Source organism: Bradyrhizobium sp. AZCC 1719, assembly GCF_036924525.1.
In the GTDB taxonomy this organism is placed as follows: Bacteria; Pseudomonadota; Alphaproteobacteria; order Rhizobiales; family Xanthobacteraceae; genus Bradyrhizobium.
Genome location: NZ_JAZHRU010000001.1, coordinates 603,043 through 617,915 on the forward strand (window position 1 = coordinate 603,043; position 14,873 = coordinate 617,915).

Here is a 14,873-nt window from a genome sequence, read left to right on the forward strand (position 1 = left end):
CCGGCTAGCAGCAGTTGGCTCGCTCTGTCACGCAGTCAGCCGACAATAGCGCGCACGCGGCGCGGCGTTCCTGCCTGCTGCAGCGGGAGATCAGGGCTAAACTGCGAAAGTTCAGATGTCGCGGCCTTCGACCTTTTCGGTCAGCGACTTGACCAGTTCCGGCACCTTCTCGAGATGCGGATTGACGGCCAGCGCCTTGCGGAAGGCTTCCAGCGCGCGCTTTTCGTCGCCGATCTCCTGCATGATCATGCCGAGCCCGGCCAGCGCGCCGAAATGGCGCGGCTCGCGGATCAGCACCTGGCGGATGTCCTCGAGCGAACGGGTGTAGTCGTTCTTCAGGTAATACAGCGTGGCGCGACGATTCCATGCCTCGACGTAATCGGGGCGCAGCTTGACGAGGGAATCCAAGAGCTTCAGCGCGACGTCGATCTTCTGTGCATCCATCGCGGCCTTGGCGCGCAACATCAACAGCGCGGCCGTGTCGCTCGGCGTCTGCATCCACTGCGCCCAGATCCGCGCTTCGACGTGTTTGGCGCTGGCTTCATCGGGGGCAGCTTTCAGGGCACCGAACAGGAAATCCAGCCCGCGGGTGCGATCCGCACCAACCTTCGGAAGCTTGCTCGGCGCTTCCGGCAACTTCTTCTCGGATTTCGGCGGGGGAATGACCCTGGGGTCGTTCTGCGCAAACGCAGCGGCCGGCACGGCTGTCATGACAGCAGCGAGGACCACGATCCGGCAGTTACGGGTGCCCGGGAATCTCAAAACCATGGGGCAAGTCTAGACGCACAAAATCGCGCCGCAAAGCAGCAGATCGTCAAAGACCTGTGAAGCGAAGAAGAAAGCCGGCGGAGCCGCCAGGATTAACCTTGGCGCTTAACCTTGGCGGGCCTTGAAGCGGCGCTGCACCTTGTTGATCACATAGACCCGGCCCTTGCGGCGGACCAGGCGGTTGTTGCGGTGGCGACCGCGCAGCGATTTCAAGGAGTTACGGACCTTCATGGGACAATCCTGATGCTTTGAAAGGCCGTGTTGGAGGCCCGAACCTGAGCTACCCGAAAGTGGCAAAATGGGATTAAACCCGAAAAGCGGCCAACCGCCCGGGACGGGCCGGTTTCTAAGCAGCGCGGGCCCGGATGTCAATGCAGATGGGCCGTTTTCGGGTCCATCTGTCCCGTTCCGGACCTAACGCAGGGCAGATGCCCGGCATTCCGACCGGTACCGAATCGCTTGGCCTCCCGAAGAACTCTCCGGAAATTACTGGCAGAACAGGTCGCGCGGGAACTCGACCAGGGCCTCGCCGGTCGCGACCTTTTCGCCCGTCTGGTTCTTCACCACCACGTCGATCATCACCCAACGGGATTTTTCGGTCACCTGTTTGGCTTTGATGATTCCAGTAGGCTGGATGGTGTCGCCCGGCCGGACCGGCTTGACCCATCGCGTCTCCAGCCGGCGATGGATCGCACCGGCCGGATAAGCCCAGTCGGTGATCATGCGCGAGATCAGACCAAAGTTGTTCATGCCGTGCATGATGATGCCGCCGAAATTGGTCTTGCCGAAACTGCCCTTCATGTACTCGTCGTCGAGATGCAGCGGGTTGTAGTCGAGCGAGGCGTCGCAAAACAGGCGGATGGATTCGCGGCTGACCGCGAAGGGGGGACCGTCGATGGCATCGCCGGCTCTGAGCTTTTCGAACGTCGTGGTCATCGCAACCTCCCCGCTCACATCGGCCGAATCGTCCAGCCACGGCCGGAACAGATTACGTCGCCCTTCTGATTAAGGAACACGTTGTCGTGCACCACGAACAGCCGCTCGCGCTTGATGAACTTGTCGAGCGCGCGGGCCTGCAAGGTGATGACGTCGTTGGGGCGCGCCGGAATGTTGTAGCTCCAGGATTGCCCGGCATTGACGGTGCCCGGCGAGCGCATCCAGTCATCCGCCGGGGTGCATGAGAACATCAGGAGGATGTGGATCGAGGGCGGCGCGATCAACCCGCCATAGCGCGTGGTCTTCGCATAGGCCTCGTCGAAATAGATCGGATGAGTTTCGCCGACCGATTTGCAGTACAGCTCGATCGCCTCTCTGGTCAGCGTGTAGGGGATGGTCTTGCGCGGCTCGCCGGGAACGATGTCGTCCCAGACCTTTCTCAAGTTGGCGTCTTTCCAGAAATCGGTCTCGAAGGCCTGCGTTTGGGCCATGCCGTGCTCCCTTATTTTCCGTCTTTTGTTTCTGCCGTCTTGCGGAATTCGTTATATAGTATAATCAATTTTCCAGATCCAAAAATCAAGCCGGCGGGAAACTCAAATGCCCAAGCTCAAGCTGCCCGATATCGAGAAAGTCGTCGCGATCGACATCCACACCCATGCGGAAGAACCCTGCGGCCTGCATGGCGACGACGGCTATGACGATTTTCAGGAGCGCATGGCCGAATATTTCAAATCGCCGCACAAGCATCCGCCGACCGTGCCGGAGACCGCGGCCTATTACCGCTCGAAAAATATTGCGGCGGTGATCTTTCCGGTTGATGCCGAGCGCGAGACCGGCTTTCGCCGCTACAACAATTACGAGATGCTGGAGGTCGCCTCCGACCATCTCGACGTTTTGATCCCGTTCGTCAGTATCGATCCGCACAAGGGCAAGCTAGGCGTGCGCGAGGCGCGCAAGCTGATCGAGGAATACGGCGTCCGCGGCTTCAAATTCCATCCGACCATGCAAGGCTTCTACGCCAACGACCGCATGGCCTATCCGCTCTATGAAGCGATCAACGACGGCGGCGCGATCGCATTGTTTCACACCGGGCAGACTGGCGTAGGTTCCGGCATGCCGGGCGGCATGGGGATGCGCCTAAAATATTCCAACCCGATGTACATGGACGATGTCGCGGCTGATTTCCCCGACCTCAAGATCATCCTCGCGCACCCCTCGTTCCCCTGGCAGGAAGAGGCGCTGTCGGTCGCGACCCACAAGCCCAACGTCTATATCGACCTCTCCGGCTGGTCGCCGAAATATTTCCCCCCGATTCTGGTGCGCTACATCAACTCGATTCTGCAGGACAAGATGCTGTTCGGCTCGGACTGGCCGGTGATCACGCCAGACCGCTGGCTGGCCGATTTCGCCAAGCTCGAGATCCGCGAGGAGATCAGGCCGAAGGTAATGAAGGCCAACGCGAGGAAGATTTTGGGTATCTAAAGGAGTATCATCGGCGGCACATTTGCGAGGTGGTCATGCCGAACTTCGCCAGAATTGTCGCCTTCCTTGCCACGCTCCTGTTCGGGACCGTGGCTGCTGCGCTCGCGGCCGACAGGCCGCCACTTCTGATCGAATTCGAAAGCCCGCTGGCGGGGCCGCAGGCATTGCAGGGCTACCTGCGATTGCCCGACGCTCCCGGCCCCTCGCCCGCGGTCGTGTTGCTCCATGGCTGCGGCGGCGCTTGGCGGGGCATCGACGCGCGGTGGGGCAAGCGGCTCGCGGAGTGGGGCTATGTCACGCTGACCATCGACCGCTTCGGCACGCGCGGCATCGCCCACGCTTGCACGGCCTGGCCGCCGCCATCGACCCTATACGATGCCTATCGTGCGCTGAAATTCCTCGTCGGACAGCCGTCGGTTGACCCTGGGCGCGTGGCCGTGGTGGGGTTTTCGCAAGGCGCGATGCTCGCGCTGCTTGCGGTCGAGCGCAGCGAGATCGAACGCAGCTCGGAGGAAAAATTCCGCGCAGCCGTCGCCTTCTATCCGCCGTGCCGCGGCCTCAAGGGCGAGATGACGGTGCCCAGCCTGATCCTGATCGGCGAACTCGACGACTGGACGCCGGCGAGCGAGTGCCGCAACCTCGCCGAAGGCCGCGACGATTGGGGAATCTCGCGCGAGAAAGGCAAGGGGGTTCCGATCGAGATTATCGTCTATCCCGGCGCCCATCACGATTTCGACGTGCCGAACTTCGCAACGCCTGTGAAGATGTTCGGCCATCACCTCGAGTTCAACGGGGCGGCGCGGGATCAATCCGTTGAGGCACTTCGGAAATTCCTGTATGCGACCATAGGCGGAAAAGAGAAACAACCGTGACCATCAAAGCCGTTGTCTTCGATGCCTATGGCACGCTTTACGACGTCCAGTCGGTGGCCGACGTCACCGAGGACGCGTTTCCGGGCTATGGCGGAATCATCACCCAGGTCTGGCGCATCAAGCAGCTTGAATACACCTGGCTGCGTTCGCTGATGGGACGCTACCAGGATTTCTCGGTCGCCACGCGCGACTCGCTGGCCTACACGCTGCGCAGCCTCGGGCTTCAATATGACGACGATGCTTTCGCGCGCATCATCGAGAAGTATCTGCATCTCGATCTCTATCCGGATGCGCTTGCGGCGCTGTCGGCGATGAAGGATTGCAAGCTCGCGATCCTGTCCAACGGCAGCCCCGGCATGCTCAACGCGCTCGTGCACAACAGCGGGCTCGAGCGCGTGCTCGATGCCACCATCAGCGTCGACGCGAAGAAGATCTTCAAGCCCAGCCCCGAGGTCTATGCGCTGATCGAGGAGGTGCTGCACGTGCCGCCTGCCGAGGTGCTGTTCATCTCCTCCAATCCCTGGGACGCCTGCGCCGCCAAGGCGTTCGGGCTCAACGTCGCCTGGATCGAGCGGGTGACGCCGGAAGCGATGGCGCTGGCCTGCCTCGAAAGCGAGACGCTGCCGCCCTTGACGATGTTCAAGATATTGCGCACCCAGATGGATGAGCTGGGATTTGAGCCCGATCATCGCATCCACAGCCTCTCCGAACTTCCCGCACTGGTGTCTGCCCAAAGGTCCTGAACAAGATGAGTCTAGAGTCCGTGCGCGCCTTCTTTGCAGAAAAGGCGCCCGAAATTTCCGTGATCGAATCCGAGATGAGTTCTGCAACCGTCGCGCTGGCGGCGGAGGCTTACGGCGTCGAGCCGGCGCGGATTGCGAAGACGCTGAGTTTGAGAATCGGCGAGCGGGTGATTCTGATCGTGGCGGCAGGCACCTCACGAATGGACAACAAGAAGGTGAAGGCGCTGTTCGGGGGAAAGCCGAAAATGCTCGGCCTCGAGGAGGTCGCCGAGATTACCGGGCACGAGGTCGGCGGCGTCTGCCCGTTCGGACTGAAGACGCCGCTGCCGGTCTATTGCGACGTCTCGCTGAGGGCGTTCGACATCGTGGTGCCCGCCGCGGGCTCAACCCACAGCGCGGTGAAGATCACGCCGGCGCGGATGGCCGAACTGACGTCGGCCGAATGGGTCGACGTCTGCGAATTCAGGCCTGCGTCGGAAGCCGCGGCCTAATCGTATTCCTCATAATAGGGCGGAGGCTGTATCGGCCGCGGCCGTACCGCCGACGGCGGTCCTGGCTGCGGGGCGCGGGCACGTGGCGCGTTTTGCTGCAGCCCGCGTGGCGGCGGCTGCTGCGCGTCGGCCTGCGATTGGAATACCGCACGGCAACCGGTGGAGAGCTGCGGCGTGTTCTGCCGCAAGCATGCTACGATCCGGTTGACGTCCGGGATCTGGTCGCCGCAGAGCCGCCAGACGTCGGGCGTGCAGGCCATCTGCTGTTCCCAGGTTCCGCGATATTCCTGCGAGAAAGCGGGAACGGCTGCGCCAGTTCCGCCGCCGATCGCGAGGGCGAGTGCAAGGACGATCCGCTGCGTTTGCATGGACAGGTCCCCTTCTTTTGATTTCACGGGCGCGGAAGCTCCGCGCGGCGACGGCACTAAGCCTGTCGAATGAATGCGGCCACGCGACGTTAGTGCGAACAAAAGAATGTGAAGCGGGTTCCTTACTCCACTTTGCCGATCTTCTTCACCGCCGCGACCAGCCGTGCGCTGTCTTCTGCGACGAATTTTGCAAATTCCGGCGCGTCCAGGTAGGCGACGGGGCTGCCGGCGGTCTCATAGGTCTTGATCACCTCGGGCGCCTTCACGGCTTCCGCCATCGCTTCGCGCAGCCTCGTCATGATCGGCGCCGGCAATGCGCGTTGCGCAAACAGTCCCGCCCAGATGTAGAACTCGACATCCTTGTAACCGAGTTCCTTGAAGGTAGGCAGATCGGGGAAACTCTTGATGCGCTCGGCGCCCCAATTGGCGAGCACGCGCATTTTGCCGTCATCGACCTGCTGCTTCAGCGTGCCCGGTGCCGACGCCACCGCCTGCACAGTGCCGCCCAAGAGTGCGGTCAGCGCCGGCCCCGCGCCGCGGAACGGCACGTGCAGCAATTTGATGCCGGCGCTCGCGGCAAACATCTCCATCGCCACATGCAGCGTGCCGTAGGGACCGGACGAGCCGTAGGGAATTTGCCCGGGACGCTTTTTGGCGTCGTCGACGAACTCCTGCAGCGTCTTCCACGGAGCGGATGCCGGCACCGCGAGCAGCGTCGGATCGGCGAGCACGCGCGCTACGGCTGCGAATTGCGATACTTCATACGCCACCGGACGATCGAACAACCGGTCGGCTTCCGGCAGCACCGCGAGCGAGGACAGCGTCATCAATAGCGTGTGGCCGTCAGGCTCGGCACGCGCCGCCGCCGCGTTGCCGACCGATCCGCCACCGCCGCCAGCGCGGTTATCGACGATGACAGGCTTGCCGAGGATCCGCTCCAGCGCCTGCGCGACCGGCCGCGCTGCGAGATCGGCCTGCCCGCCGGGCGGAAACGGCACGATCATGGTGATGTTGCGCGAGGGGTATGGGCCTTGCGCCAAAGCCGTGTTGGAGAGCGCGGTGTGCGCCAGCGGCAATGCGGCGGCGGCTTTGAGAAGTTCGCGGCGGTTCATGGGTAGTTTTTCCCTGGTGCTTTTGTTTTGGTTATTAGGCGAGCCTAGCCTGAAGCCGGTCACGTTGCGATAGCCCTGCCCTGAGCAACCGACAACATCGGTGACAGTTCAAACCGGCGACATCGATGACACAATTCTCGTTTCGTTCAGGTCTGTTGTTGTTGGCTGTGGACCCTGTGGGCAACGCGCAGCGTTGTCCACAAGTCCACAGCCTTTGCGTTTGGGTTTGCGTAGCCGGTCGCCGCGATAGGCGATGGTGCCAAGGACCACCGGTCCATAGCAGACGCTCCAGCCATCCTCGGTTTCGGCAAGAGCAACCGGTTCGCCGACCAAGGCTTCGCTGATGTAGATCATGTTGCCGTCCAGCTTGATCTCCCCGTTGTGACGGACCCGACGCACTTCCTGGTCATCGTCGTAGTTCGGCTCGCGCAGGATGCCGTCGAAGCGGCGCGCGGAGATCTGGTAGCGGTCGGCCGGCGTCGCATTGTCGAGCGCCTGGTGCGGGCGCTCTTCGTTGTAAAAATGCTGGAACTTGCGCAAGCGCTTGAGCTGTTCCCGCATGCTGTCTGCCGGCGGGTCGGCGACCTCCTGCAACAGGGTGAGATGCATGCGCTCATGGCGGCCGTTCTGCTGCGGCTTGCCAGGCGCGATGCGTTCCGGCGTCACGCCCGCCTTGATCAGCTTCACAGACAGCCTTGATAGACCACCGGCGCCGCGCGAGGCAAAGGGCGAGCCATTGTCCGAGCGCATGTAGCGCGGCAGGCCGAACTCGCGGAACGCCGCATCGAGCACCGGCCAGACATGCTCGGTATCCGTGCGCGGCAGGGCCTGGCAGCGCAGCAGATAGCGGCTGTGGGCATCGGTGATCGTCAGCGGTTCGCACCGCTTGCCGTCCCCGGTCAAAAACCAGCCCTTGAAGTCGATGCACCAGACGTCGTTGGCGGCCTCGCAATGGGCAAAGGGGGCGCTCGATGGCGGGCTGCGCCGGCGCAGCTTGCGCTTGACCGTCAGCCCTTCGCGGTCGAACAGCGCACCGATCGTGCTCGCCGCCGGCCACTCGGTCGCAGGTGCGCGGCGCTCCAGATAGGCCCGTACCTTCAACGGACCCCAGGTCGGATGCGCCCGCCGCACCGCAAGGCAGCGTTCGGCAATGTCCTCCGCAATCGCTTGCGGATGATGCAGCGGAGCTCGCGAGTGCTCCTGCAGACCTTCCAAACCTGCCTCCCGGTACCGGGCAAGCCATTTGTAGCCGTTCTGCCGGCTCACCCCGAACCGTCGGCAGATGGCCGCAAACGAATCTTCTCCCTTCTCCGCCGCAAATACAAAACGCATCCGTTCTTCCACCGCACAGGTCTCCTTCCACCCCATCAGCAAGGTCCTCCCTTGCTGACCAGTTGACCTGTCATCGATGTCGTCGGTCTACTCTGTCACCGATGTAGCCGGTTAGGACCGCCCTTCACCCTCCCCTGGAGGGGGAGGGTCGGCTCGCGTTGAGCGCAGCGAAACGCGAGGCGGGGTGGGGTGATCCCTCAACACGGGCACTGTCGGATCTGGAGAGACCGTCACCCCACCCCGCCGCTACGCGGCGACCCACGAGCGAGCTTCGCTCGTCTCGGACCCCTCCAGGGGAGGGTGAAGAATCTCGCCTAGCCGCCCTTCCGCTTCTTTCCCTTTGCAAAATGCTTGGCCAAAAACTCCGCCAGCACCTCGACGCGCGCGGGCCTTGGGCCGCCGGGCGGCGTCACCAGGTGCACCGCGCCTTCGGGCTGGTGCCAGCCTTTCAGGATCACTTCGACCTCGCCGGATGCGATGGCGTCACCGACGATGAAGTCCGGCAAATCGGCAATGCCGAGTCCGGCGATGACGGACGGCAACAGCGCCTCGCCATTGTTGACGCGGAGCTGGCCTGCGGGCCGCACGCTGGCCTGCTCGCCTGATGCGTTGGTGTAGTGCCAGACGCCGGCTGTCGAGAGATAGGCGTAGCCGAAGCATTTATGCTCCGCCAGATGCATCGGATGCGTCGGCCTGCCATGACGCTTCAGGTATGAAGGCGCCGCGACCGTGTAGCGCGGCATCGCGCAGAGCCGCCGCGCGATCAGCGACGAGTCCGGCAGGCGCGCGATGCGCAGGCCGGCATCGAACCCTTCGCCGATCAGATCAACCGTCGCGTCGCTCAGGTGAAGATCGATCGAGACTTCCGGGAAGGCTGTGAGAAATTCCGGCAAGATCGGCGCAACGGCTTTCACGCCGAACGTCATCGGCACCGCGAGCCGCACCAATCCGCGCGGCGCCATCGATTGCGACAAGGCTTCATTCTCGGCGTCTTCGCCGTCCGCGAGCAGGCGCGCGGCGCGCTCGGCGAGCCTTTGCCCGGCATCGGTCAGCGCCAGCCGCCGCGAGGTACGGTTGAACAGCCGCGCGCCGAGCCGCTGCTCGAGCCGACTGACAGCCTTGGACACCGTGGCCTTGGACAGCGCCAGCTCGGTCGCGGCGGCCGCAAATGACCGCAATTCCACGACTTTTGCAAAAATCGCGAACGCCTCGAAATCCGGGAGTCTGGACATCGGCTCGGCCCTCGGGTCAATTTTGGAAACAATGAGTTTCCATAGTTTCTATTTCTATATCAAGGTGCAGAGCATATCCAAGCGGCATCAAACTTCGAACCAATGAAGGACCACTTCTCATGATCGAACTCAGGCCATTTGCAAAACTCGGCAGCGCCGATCACGGCTGGCTGAAGGCAAAACACCACTTCTCGTTCGGCAGCCATTACGACCCCGACAATATGGGCCACGGCGCGTTGCGGGTGTGGAACGATGACGAGATTGCGCCGAATACCGGCTTTCCCGCCCATCCGCACGCCAACATGGAAATCATCACCTATGTCCGCGAAGGCGCGATCACGCACCAGGACTCGCTCGGCAACAAGGGCCGGACTGAAGCCGGCGACGTGCAGGTGATGAGCGCCGGAAGCGGCATTCGTCACTCCGAGTACAATCTGGAATCTTCGAAGACCAAGATATTCCAGATCTGGATCGAGCCGACGACAAGGGGCGGCCAGCCGACCTGGGGCGCCAAACCGTTTCCGAAGTCGGATCGCTCTGGCAAGCTCGTCACCATCGCCAGCGGCATTGCCGGCGACGAGGATGCGCTGCCAATCCGCGCCGATGCGCGGGTGCTCGCCACCACGCTGAAGGCGGGCGAGAGCGCGGCGTACGAGGCGGCGAAGACGCGTCACCTCTATCTCGTGCCGGCGGCCGGCAGCGTCGAAGTCAACGGCGTGCGCGTCAATGCCCGCGACGGTGCTGCGATCCGCAACGAGGCGAAGCTGACGATTACCGCGCTGGAAGATTCCGAACTGGTGCTAGTCGACGCGGCTTAAGCCACTCACCGATCGTCATGCCCGGGCTTGACCCGGGCATCCATCCTTCTTCGCGAGACTCCTTGCGAAGGCGATGGATTGCCGGGTCCCGGCTACGCCCCGAGGCTTCGCCGGGCACCACACAGCACTAGACCGGCGAAGCCTAGCGAAGACGGCAAGCCCGGCAATGACACCCAAAAATCAACAACACACATACGAACCCAAAGGACACCACCATGGCCAAAGTACTCGTGCTCTATTATTCCGCCTATGGTCACATCGAAGCGATGGCGAATGCCGTAGCCGAAGGCGCTCGCAAGGCCGGCGCTACCGTCGACATCAAGCGCGTGCCGGAGCTGGTGCCTGAAGCGGTCGCCAAGGCCTCGCATTACAAGCTCGATCAAGTCGCGCCGATCGCAACGATCGAAGACCTCGCCAATTACGACGCGATCGTCATCGGCACCGGCACCCGCTTCGGCCGGATGGCGTCGCAGATGGCGAACTTCCTCGATCAGGCCGGTGGACTCTGGGCCAAGGGCGCGCTGCACGGCAAGGTCGGCGGTGCCTTCACCGCGACGGCGACCCAGCATGGCGGGCAGGAAACCACGCTGTTTTCGATCATCACCAATCTCTTGCACTTCGGCATGACGGTCGTCGGCCTGAACTACAGCTTCGCCGGCCAGATGAAGCTCGACGAAATCACCGGCGGCGCGCCCTATGGCGCCACTACGATCACCGGCGGCGACGGCAGCCGCCAGCCGAGCGAAAACGAACTCGCCGGCGCGCGCTATCAGGGGCGGGTGATCGCGGAGACCGCCAGCAAGCTGCATGGCTGAATGCGATATGGGCGGCGTTCTGTCTTACGAATGCCGCCCTATCTAGTCCTTCGGGGGCGATGCACGAAATCGTGAGGCATAGTTTCTAAACGCCTTATGAATTCATGATAGGCCTTCGGCCTCCCGTCTGCACGCAAGGGTTCTAGCATGAGCAACAATTCGCAAGTCCGGTGGCCGGAATTGCCGACCGCGGCGTGGCGTGACACCTATGCGACGCTCCATCTTTGGACCCAGATCGTCGGCAAGATCCGCCTCGCCAAATCGCCATGGCTCAATCATTCCTGGCACGTGGCGCTTTATGTCACGTCGCGCGGATTGACGACATCGCCAGTGCCCGACGGCGCACGAACGTTCCAGATCGACTTCGATTTCATTGACCACACGCTGCGCATCTCGACCAGCGACGGCTCGCTGGAGCAATTTGCACTAGCAGGACACTCGGTCGCCAGCTTCTATGCCGCCACGATGGCAGCGCTTGCCGAGCTCGGCATTGCCGTTGCCATCGACGAGATGCCGAACGAACTGCCCGATCCGATGAAATTCTCCGAGGACACCGTGCACGCCGCCTACGATCCAGATGCTGTCGGGTGCTTCCTGCAAATTCTCGTCAACTGCGACCGCATCTTCAAGCAATTCCGAACCGGCTTCCTCGGCAAGGCCAGCCCGGTGCACTTCTTCTGGGGCAGTTTCGATCTCGCGGTGACGCGCTTCTCGGGACGCCGCGCGCCACGCCATCCCGGCGGCGTGCCACATTTGCCCGACGCGGTTGCACATGAAGCCTATTCACACGAAGTCAGCAGCGCCGGGTTTTGGCCGGGCGGTGGCGCTATCGATTATCCCGCATTCTATTCCTATGCCTATCCCGAGCCGCCGGGCTTTCGCGCGGCGAAGGTGCAGCCGGATGCGGCGTTCTTCAGCGAAGCGCTCGGCGAATTCATTCTGCCATACGACGCTGCCCGGACGGCTGCCGATCCCGACAAGGCGCTGCTCGATTTCCTGCACAGCACCTATGAGGCCGCGGCAATCGCGGCAAATTGGGATCGCGACGCGTTGGAATGCGATTCCGGGCAGCCCGGCGTGGTGAGGCAAGTTTGAAGCTGCTGTGTAGGATGGGCAAAGCCAACGGGTCGCGCGAACACGCGCCCAGCGACGAGCGCAAGGGCGCTCGCGGAGTGATGACAGGCGCCGCGTGCCCACCGGCGCGTGCAATGTCGAAAATGGTGGGCACGCCTGCGGCTTTGCCCACCCTGCGAACCGCCACTAATGCCGCAGTTGCGGCTTCATAATAGTCTGCCGGACTTCGGCGCCGCAATCGGCGCATTCATAGGTGAAGTCAATCTTTGCCTGGCTCCAATGCGGTTCGACGTCCCGCACGAACATCGGAACCCCGACACAGCACGGACAAATGACGAAACCCGGCTCAATGCCATCATGATGAATAAAGGCTGGCATGTTGGCTCTCCCCACGGCAGCAATTCACGAGTAGCCCTTCACCCGCAGCGCAGCATACGCGCGTGCGGCTAAGCCGATCATCAACTCTCGCGAACACACGAAGAACGGCTGCACTATCCTGGCATGTGTTGCAGATTTGCACGGGCTGTTCCCGTGCGGCAACAATGTGTCAGCTCTTTTCGCACGACAATGGCTTGCCGAGCAGGCGCTTCACATGGAAGTCGAGCCGCGGATAATTGCGCAATTCGCGCACCGCGCGATCGCGCAAGGCGTAGGGCCATCCGCGCCAGCTCAGGGCTGCGCTAACGTCGATCAGCGGCACGCGCGTGACGCCGAAGCGGCGCTTGTAGCCGTAATTGCCGACAGAGAAGTCGAACTCGCGCACGCCGTCTTTGTGCAGGGCTGCCATGGTGCGCTCGATGATCAGCCGGCCCGGCGAACAGCTCGACCATTTCTCGCCGGCATTGCTGATGCGGATCATCACATAACGTGAGCCGGTCCTGATGCCGAGCAGCGTCGCCACGATCTCGTCGCCGGCTGCGAGCGAGGAGACCAGCGCATAGCCGTTGCCGACGCCCTCGCGCACCAGGTTGCGATAGAACGCTGCGCAGGTTTCGTCATCGAGGATGTAGTTCAGTCCGAGGCTTCGCATCCGTGTGCCCTGCTGAACCTCGGTGATCGAGAGAATCCGCAGCGCCTCGTCGGTATCGGTGACGATCGCAAAGGACGCAGCCGGATCGCGCGTGAACACGCGCCAACTCCGTTCCAGCTCCTTGCGCACGGTTCTTCCCAGCGAGTAGCGCCAGGCGTCGTAATCCTCGCCTGTCGTGACGAGATTGCCGTTGAGCGAGCACGGTCCGGCAGCGTCGAGCAATGCAATAGGATTGGGCCCACCGTCGAGGTCGACAGGCACTTTGCGAAGGCGGATGAGATCGGCCGCGTCGGGCATCCGGTGCAGCGCCGACAACAGGCTGCGCCACAGCGCGCGCGCTGCCCCGACATCGCGGGGCGCCGCGCTACCCAGGATCGGCGCGTTGTAATCGGTCAAGTCGAGATCGGCGAATTCAACAATCGCGATCTTGCCTTGCTGCCGGCGGATCAGCGGCAGCAGTACCACCGGCTCGCCGGTCGATGCATCCGTCACGATCGCGATCAACGGCGCCACGCCTTCGGCCGCGGCGAAGGCGGCGTACCAAGCCGCGTACCATTGCGGGTGCTGGAACGGCGTCGAGGGGCTGATGTCGTGCCAGCGCGCAACGGCCTGCTGCCAGTCGCGCACCAGTTCGACGCAGAATCCGGCCGCTTGGCTTGTTGCGTGCGCCGCCAATTGCCCCGCACTGGTCGTCAGCACCGTCATCGGCGTTGCGATCTATGCCGCCTTCGGCAGATCGACGATCTTGCCGGGTTCGTTCGCATCGAGGCGGAAATCGATCGCGCGGCGGGCGCTCCGCTCGCGCTTGACCCACCTGCTGTCGCGCACCAGCTTCTGCAGCACCTTCTTGGCGAAGAAGGACGGTCCGCGCAGATCGCGACTCTTCGGCGTGTAGCCGAAGCGATGGCGCAGCAGGCCGTTGGCGAGATGAATGATCTGGGCGCGACGGATGTCGTCGTTACCGTAGGACACCGTCATGGAGATGTTGACGGTGCCGAGATTCTCGACGCGGTGCGGCGCGTTCAGCGGCCAGTTCAGCATCTGTCCGGGCTCGAGGTCGAACACCTGCGCATGCGCGTCGTACCAGGGCGCGTAGGGCAGATCGACTTCGACATCGAACAGCGCGATGTCCTCGAGGTGCTCCGGCTTGAGGAACGGCGGCGTGTTCGGATAGACATAGACCCGCTTGCGGCCGGCGATCTGGATCAGACCTTGCCCCGGCAAATCGGCATGATAATAGACCTGCGCGTCCGGCGAAGAGACCAGAATGCCGGCCTGGTGGTTCGGCACCACGAATCCCGGAACCTTGGCCGCGATCTCCTCGAACATCCGGTCGATCAGCTTGCGGTAACGGCTATCGACCGCGCCGACATCGCGCATGTTGAGCCAGAGCCCGCCGCGAGAAATCGCTTCGATGACCTGGCGGCCGGAGAGGTTACCGATATCACCCTCGCGCCACACCCGGCTGGATCCCTTGGCTCCAGTCTTCACCAGGCTGTAGTGCTCGCGCGGATAGCTCTCGATCAGTTGCGCGAGTTCGTCCATCGAGAACGCGGGCGATTTGTGCATCTCGTGTTCGAGCCGGATCGGCTGATGGCTCCAAAGCTCGGAATGCGTCTCATCCCATGTGCTGAAGATCTTGCCCGTCATCGCCGCTCCTGCTGACTTCCTGTTGCCTGGCGCACCGCCTATTCCGACCGTCCCGAAATCGCGGCTTGGCGCCATTGCGCGACCGCCCGGTGTCCCGTTATGAGACGGCCGGACGACCTTTACGGTCAGAATGGCAAGAACGATGCCGGG

17 protein-coding genes and 1 pseudogene are annotated in these 14,873 nt (G+C 62.8%); 7 read left to right on the forward strand and 11 right to left on the reverse strand.

Annotated elements, in window-relative coordinates:
• Nucleotides 1-111: 111 nt before the first annotated feature.
• The 4 genes from V1292_RS02990 to V1292_RS03005 all read right to left on the reverse strand — a co-directional run bounded on the left by V1292_RS02990 (nucleotide 112) and on the right by V1292_RS03005 (nucleotide 2,195).
• Nucleotides 112-711: a tetratricopeptide repeat protein gene (locus tag V1292_RS02990; RefSeq protein WP_442895594.1), complete on the reverse strand. Its 600-nt coding sequence runs from the start codon at nucleotides 709-711 to the stop codon at nucleotides 112-114.
• A 162-nt stretch (nucleotides 712-873) separates the two neighbouring features.
• The gene (ykgO, locus tag V1292_RS02995) at nucleotides 874-999 is read right to left on the reverse strand and encodes a type B 50S ribosomal protein L36 (protein WP_002718645.1); all 126 of its coding nucleotides are present in this window, start codon (nucleotides 997-999) and stop codon (nucleotides 874-876) included.
• Between the two features lie 255 nt (nucleotides 1,000-1,254).
• Nucleotides 1,255-1,704 (reverse strand): MaoC family dehydratase, encoded by a 450-nt coding sequence (locus V1292_RS03000; RefSeq protein ID WP_334370247.1) that lies wholly within the window; start codon nucleotides 1,702-1,704, stop codon nucleotides 1,255-1,257.
• Between the two features lie 14 nt (nucleotides 1,705-1,718).
• Nucleotides 1,719-2,195 carry a MaoC family dehydratase gene (locus V1292_RS03005; protein WP_334370248.1) on the reverse strand — a complete coding sequence of 159 codons (477 nt, stop codon included), beginning with the start codon at nucleotides 2,193-2,195 and terminating at the stop codon, nucleotides 1,719-1,721.
• Between the two features lie 106 nt (nucleotides 2,196-2,301).
• Between V1292_RS03005 and V1292_RS03010 the strand changes: the two genes are divergently transcribed.
• The 4 genes from V1292_RS03010 to V1292_RS03025 are packed head-to-tail and all read left to right on the forward strand — an operon-like array spanning nucleotide 2,302 to nucleotide 5,292.
• Complete coding sequence (locus V1292_RS03010; RefSeq protein ID WP_057838072.1) at nucleotides 2,302-3,186, forward strand: amidohydrolase family protein; 885 nt, start codon at nucleotides 2,302-2,304, stop codon at nucleotides 3,184-3,186.
• 35 nt (nucleotides 3,187-3,221) lie between these two features.
• Nucleotides 3,222-4,058, forward strand: a complete 837-nt coding sequence (locus tag V1292_RS03015) for a dienelactone hydrolase family protein (protein WP_334370249.1) — start codon at nucleotides 3,222-3,224, stop codon at nucleotides 4,056-4,058.
• Nucleotides 4,055-4,801, forward strand: a complete 747-nt coding sequence (locus tag V1292_RS03020; RefSeq protein ID WP_334370250.1) for a haloacid dehalogenase type II — start codon at nucleotides 4,055-4,057, stop codon at nucleotides 4,799-4,801. The genes V1292_RS03015 and V1292_RS03020 overlap by 4 nt, the downstream gene beginning before the upstream one ends.
• A 5-nt stretch (nucleotides 4,802-4,806) precedes the next feature.
• Nucleotides 4,807-5,292, forward strand: coding sequence for a YbaK/EbsC family protein (locus V1292_RS03025; protein ID WP_334370251.1), 486 nt, complete (start codon nucleotides 4,807-4,809; stop codon nucleotides 5,290-5,292).
• Here the strand turns inward: V1292_RS03025 and V1292_RS03030 are convergent.
• From V1292_RS03030 to V1292_RS03045, 4 genes and pseudogenes are all read right to left on the reverse strand, one after another.
• Nucleotides 5,289-5,660: a hypothetical protein gene (locus V1292_RS03030; protein WP_334370252.1), complete on the reverse strand. Its 372-nt coding sequence runs from the start codon at nucleotides 5,658-5,660 to the stop codon at nucleotides 5,289-5,291. The two genes, V1292_RS03025 and V1292_RS03030, sit on opposite strands and share 4 nt — an antisense overlap.
• A gap of 122 nt (nucleotides 5,661-5,782) precedes the next feature.
• Nucleotides 5,783-6,772 (reverse strand): tripartite tricarboxylate transporter substrate binding protein, encoded by a 990-nt coding sequence (locus V1292_RS03035; RefSeq protein WP_334370253.1) that lies wholly within the window; start codon nucleotides 6,770-6,772, stop codon nucleotides 5,783-5,785.
• A 252-nt stretch (nucleotides 6,773-7,024) separates the two neighbouring features.
• Nucleotides 7,025-8,140 (reverse strand): annotated as a pseudogene (locus V1292_RS03040) (IS481 family transposase); the annotation flags it as partial.
• 278 nt (nucleotides 8,141-8,418) lie between these two features.
• On the reverse strand, nucleotides 8,419-9,336 hold the full coding sequence (locus tag V1292_RS03045; protein ID WP_334370254.1) for a LysR family transcriptional regulator: 918 nt from the start codon (nucleotides 9,334-9,336) through the stop codon (nucleotides 8,419-8,421).
• A gap of 119 nt (nucleotides 9,337-9,455) precedes the next feature.
• Between V1292_RS03045 and V1292_RS03050 the strand changes: the two genes are divergently transcribed.
• The 3 genes from V1292_RS03050 (at nucleotide 9,456) to V1292_RS03060 (ending at nucleotide 12,064) form a co-directional block, all read left to right on the forward strand.
• Nucleotides 9,456-10,154, forward strand: coding sequence for a pirin family protein (locus V1292_RS03050; protein ID WP_334370255.1), 699 nt, complete (start codon nucleotides 9,456-9,458; stop codon nucleotides 10,152-10,154).
• Between the two features lie 215 nt (nucleotides 10,155-10,369).
• On the forward strand, nucleotides 10,370-10,969 hold the full coding sequence (wrbA, locus tag V1292_RS03055) for an NAD(P)H:quinone oxidoreductase (protein WP_334370256.1): 600 nt from the start codon (nucleotides 10,370-10,372) through the stop codon (nucleotides 10,967-10,969).
• A gap of 147 nt (nucleotides 10,970-11,116) precedes the next feature.
• Nucleotides 11,117-12,064 (forward strand): DUF5996 family protein, encoded by a 948-nt coding sequence (locus V1292_RS03060; RefSeq protein ID WP_334370257.1) that lies wholly within the window; start codon nucleotides 11,117-11,119, stop codon nucleotides 12,062-12,064.
• Nucleotides 12,065-12,229: 165 nt separating this feature from the next.
• Here V1292_RS03060 and V1292_RS03065 read toward each other — a convergent pair whose 3' ends face one another.
• The 3 genes from V1292_RS03065 to V1292_RS03075 all read right to left on the reverse strand — a co-directional run bounded on the left by V1292_RS03065 (nucleotide 12,230) and on the right by V1292_RS03075 (nucleotide 14,723).
• Nucleotides 12,230-12,421: a hypothetical protein gene (locus V1292_RS03065; RefSeq protein ID WP_334370258.1), complete on the reverse strand. Its 192-nt coding sequence runs from the start codon at nucleotides 12,419-12,421 to the stop codon at nucleotides 12,230-12,232.
• 169 nt (nucleotides 12,422-12,590) lie between these two features.
• Entirely contained in the window at nucleotides 12,591-13,778 is a 1,188-nt protein-coding gene (locus V1292_RS03070; protein ID WP_334370259.1) for a GNAT family N-acetyltransferase, read from the reverse strand.
• A gap of 12 nt (nucleotides 13,779-13,790) precedes the next feature.
• Nucleotides 13,791-14,723 carry a cupin-like domain-containing protein gene (locus tag V1292_RS03075; RefSeq protein ID WP_334370260.1) on the reverse strand — a complete coding sequence of 311 codons (933 nt, stop codon included), beginning with the start codon at nucleotides 14,721-14,723 and terminating at the stop codon, nucleotides 13,791-13,793.
• Nucleotides 14,724-14,873: the final 150 nt, after the last annotated feature.

Excerpts from the sequence above, each read along its gene's own strand:
- V1292_RS03075 (WP_334370260.1), bottom strand. The coding sequence starts at position 14,723 with ATGACGGGCAAGATCTTCAGCACATGGGATGAGACGCATTCCGAGCTT.
- V1292_RS03025 (WP_334370251.1), top strand. The coding sequence starts at position 4,807 with ATGAGTCTAGAGTCCGTGCGCGCCTTCTTTGCAGAAAAGGCGCCCGAA.
- V1292_RS02990 (WP_442895594.1), bottom strand. The coding sequence starts at position 711 with ATGACAGCCGTGCCGGCCGCTGCGTTTGCGCAGAACGACCCCAGGGTC.
- V1292_RS03045 (WP_334370254.1), bottom strand. The coding sequence starts at position 9,336 with ATGTCCAGACTCCCGGATTTCGAGGCGTTCGCGATTTTTGCAAAAGTC.
- ykgO (WP_002718645.1), bottom strand. The coding sequence starts at position 999 with ATGAAGGTCCGTAACTCCTTGAAATCGCTGCGCGGTCGCCACCGCAAC.
- V1292_RS03050 (WP_334370255.1), top strand. The coding sequence starts at position 9,456 with ATGATCGAACTCAGGCCATTTGCAAAACTCGGCAGCGCCGATCACGGC.
- V1292_RS03030 (WP_334370252.1), bottom strand. The coding sequence starts at position 5,660 with ATGCAAACGCAGCGGATCGTCCTTGCACTCGCCCTCGCGATCGGCGGC.
- V1292_RS03010 (WP_057838072.1), top strand. The coding sequence starts at position 2,302 with ATGCCCAAGCTCAAGCTGCCCGATATCGAGAAAGTCGTCGCGATCGAC.
- V1292_RS03000 (WP_334370247.1), bottom strand. The coding sequence starts at position 1,704 with ATGACCACGACGTTCGAAAAGCTCAGAGCCGGCGATGCCATCGACGGT.
- V1292_RS03035 (WP_334370253.1), bottom strand. The coding sequence starts at position 6,772 with ATGAACCGCCGCGAACTTCTCAAAGCCGCCGCCGCATTGCCGCTGGCG.
- V1292_RS03005 (WP_334370248.1), bottom strand. The coding sequence starts at position 2,195 with ATGGCCCAAACGCAGGCCTTCGAGACCGATTTCTGGAAAGACGCCAAC.
- V1292_RS03070 (WP_334370259.1), bottom strand. The coding sequence starts at position 13,778 with ATGACGGTGCTGACGACCAGTGCGGGGCAATTGGCGGCGCACGCAACA.
- wrbA (WP_334370256.1), top strand. The coding sequence starts at position 10,370 with ATGGCCAAAGTACTCGTGCTCTATTATTCCGCCTATGGTCACATCGAA.
- V1292_RS03065 (WP_334370258.1), bottom strand. The coding sequence starts at position 12,421 with ATGCCAGCCTTTATTCATCATGATGGCATTGAGCCGGGTTTCGTCATT.
- V1292_RS03060 (WP_334370257.1), top strand. The coding sequence starts at position 11,117 with ATGAGCAACAATTCGCAAGTCCGGTGGCCGGAATTGCCGACCGCGGCG.
- V1292_RS03015 (WP_334370249.1), top strand. The coding sequence starts at position 3,222 with ATGCCGAACTTCGCCAGAATTGTCGCCTTCCTTGCCACGCTCCTGTTC.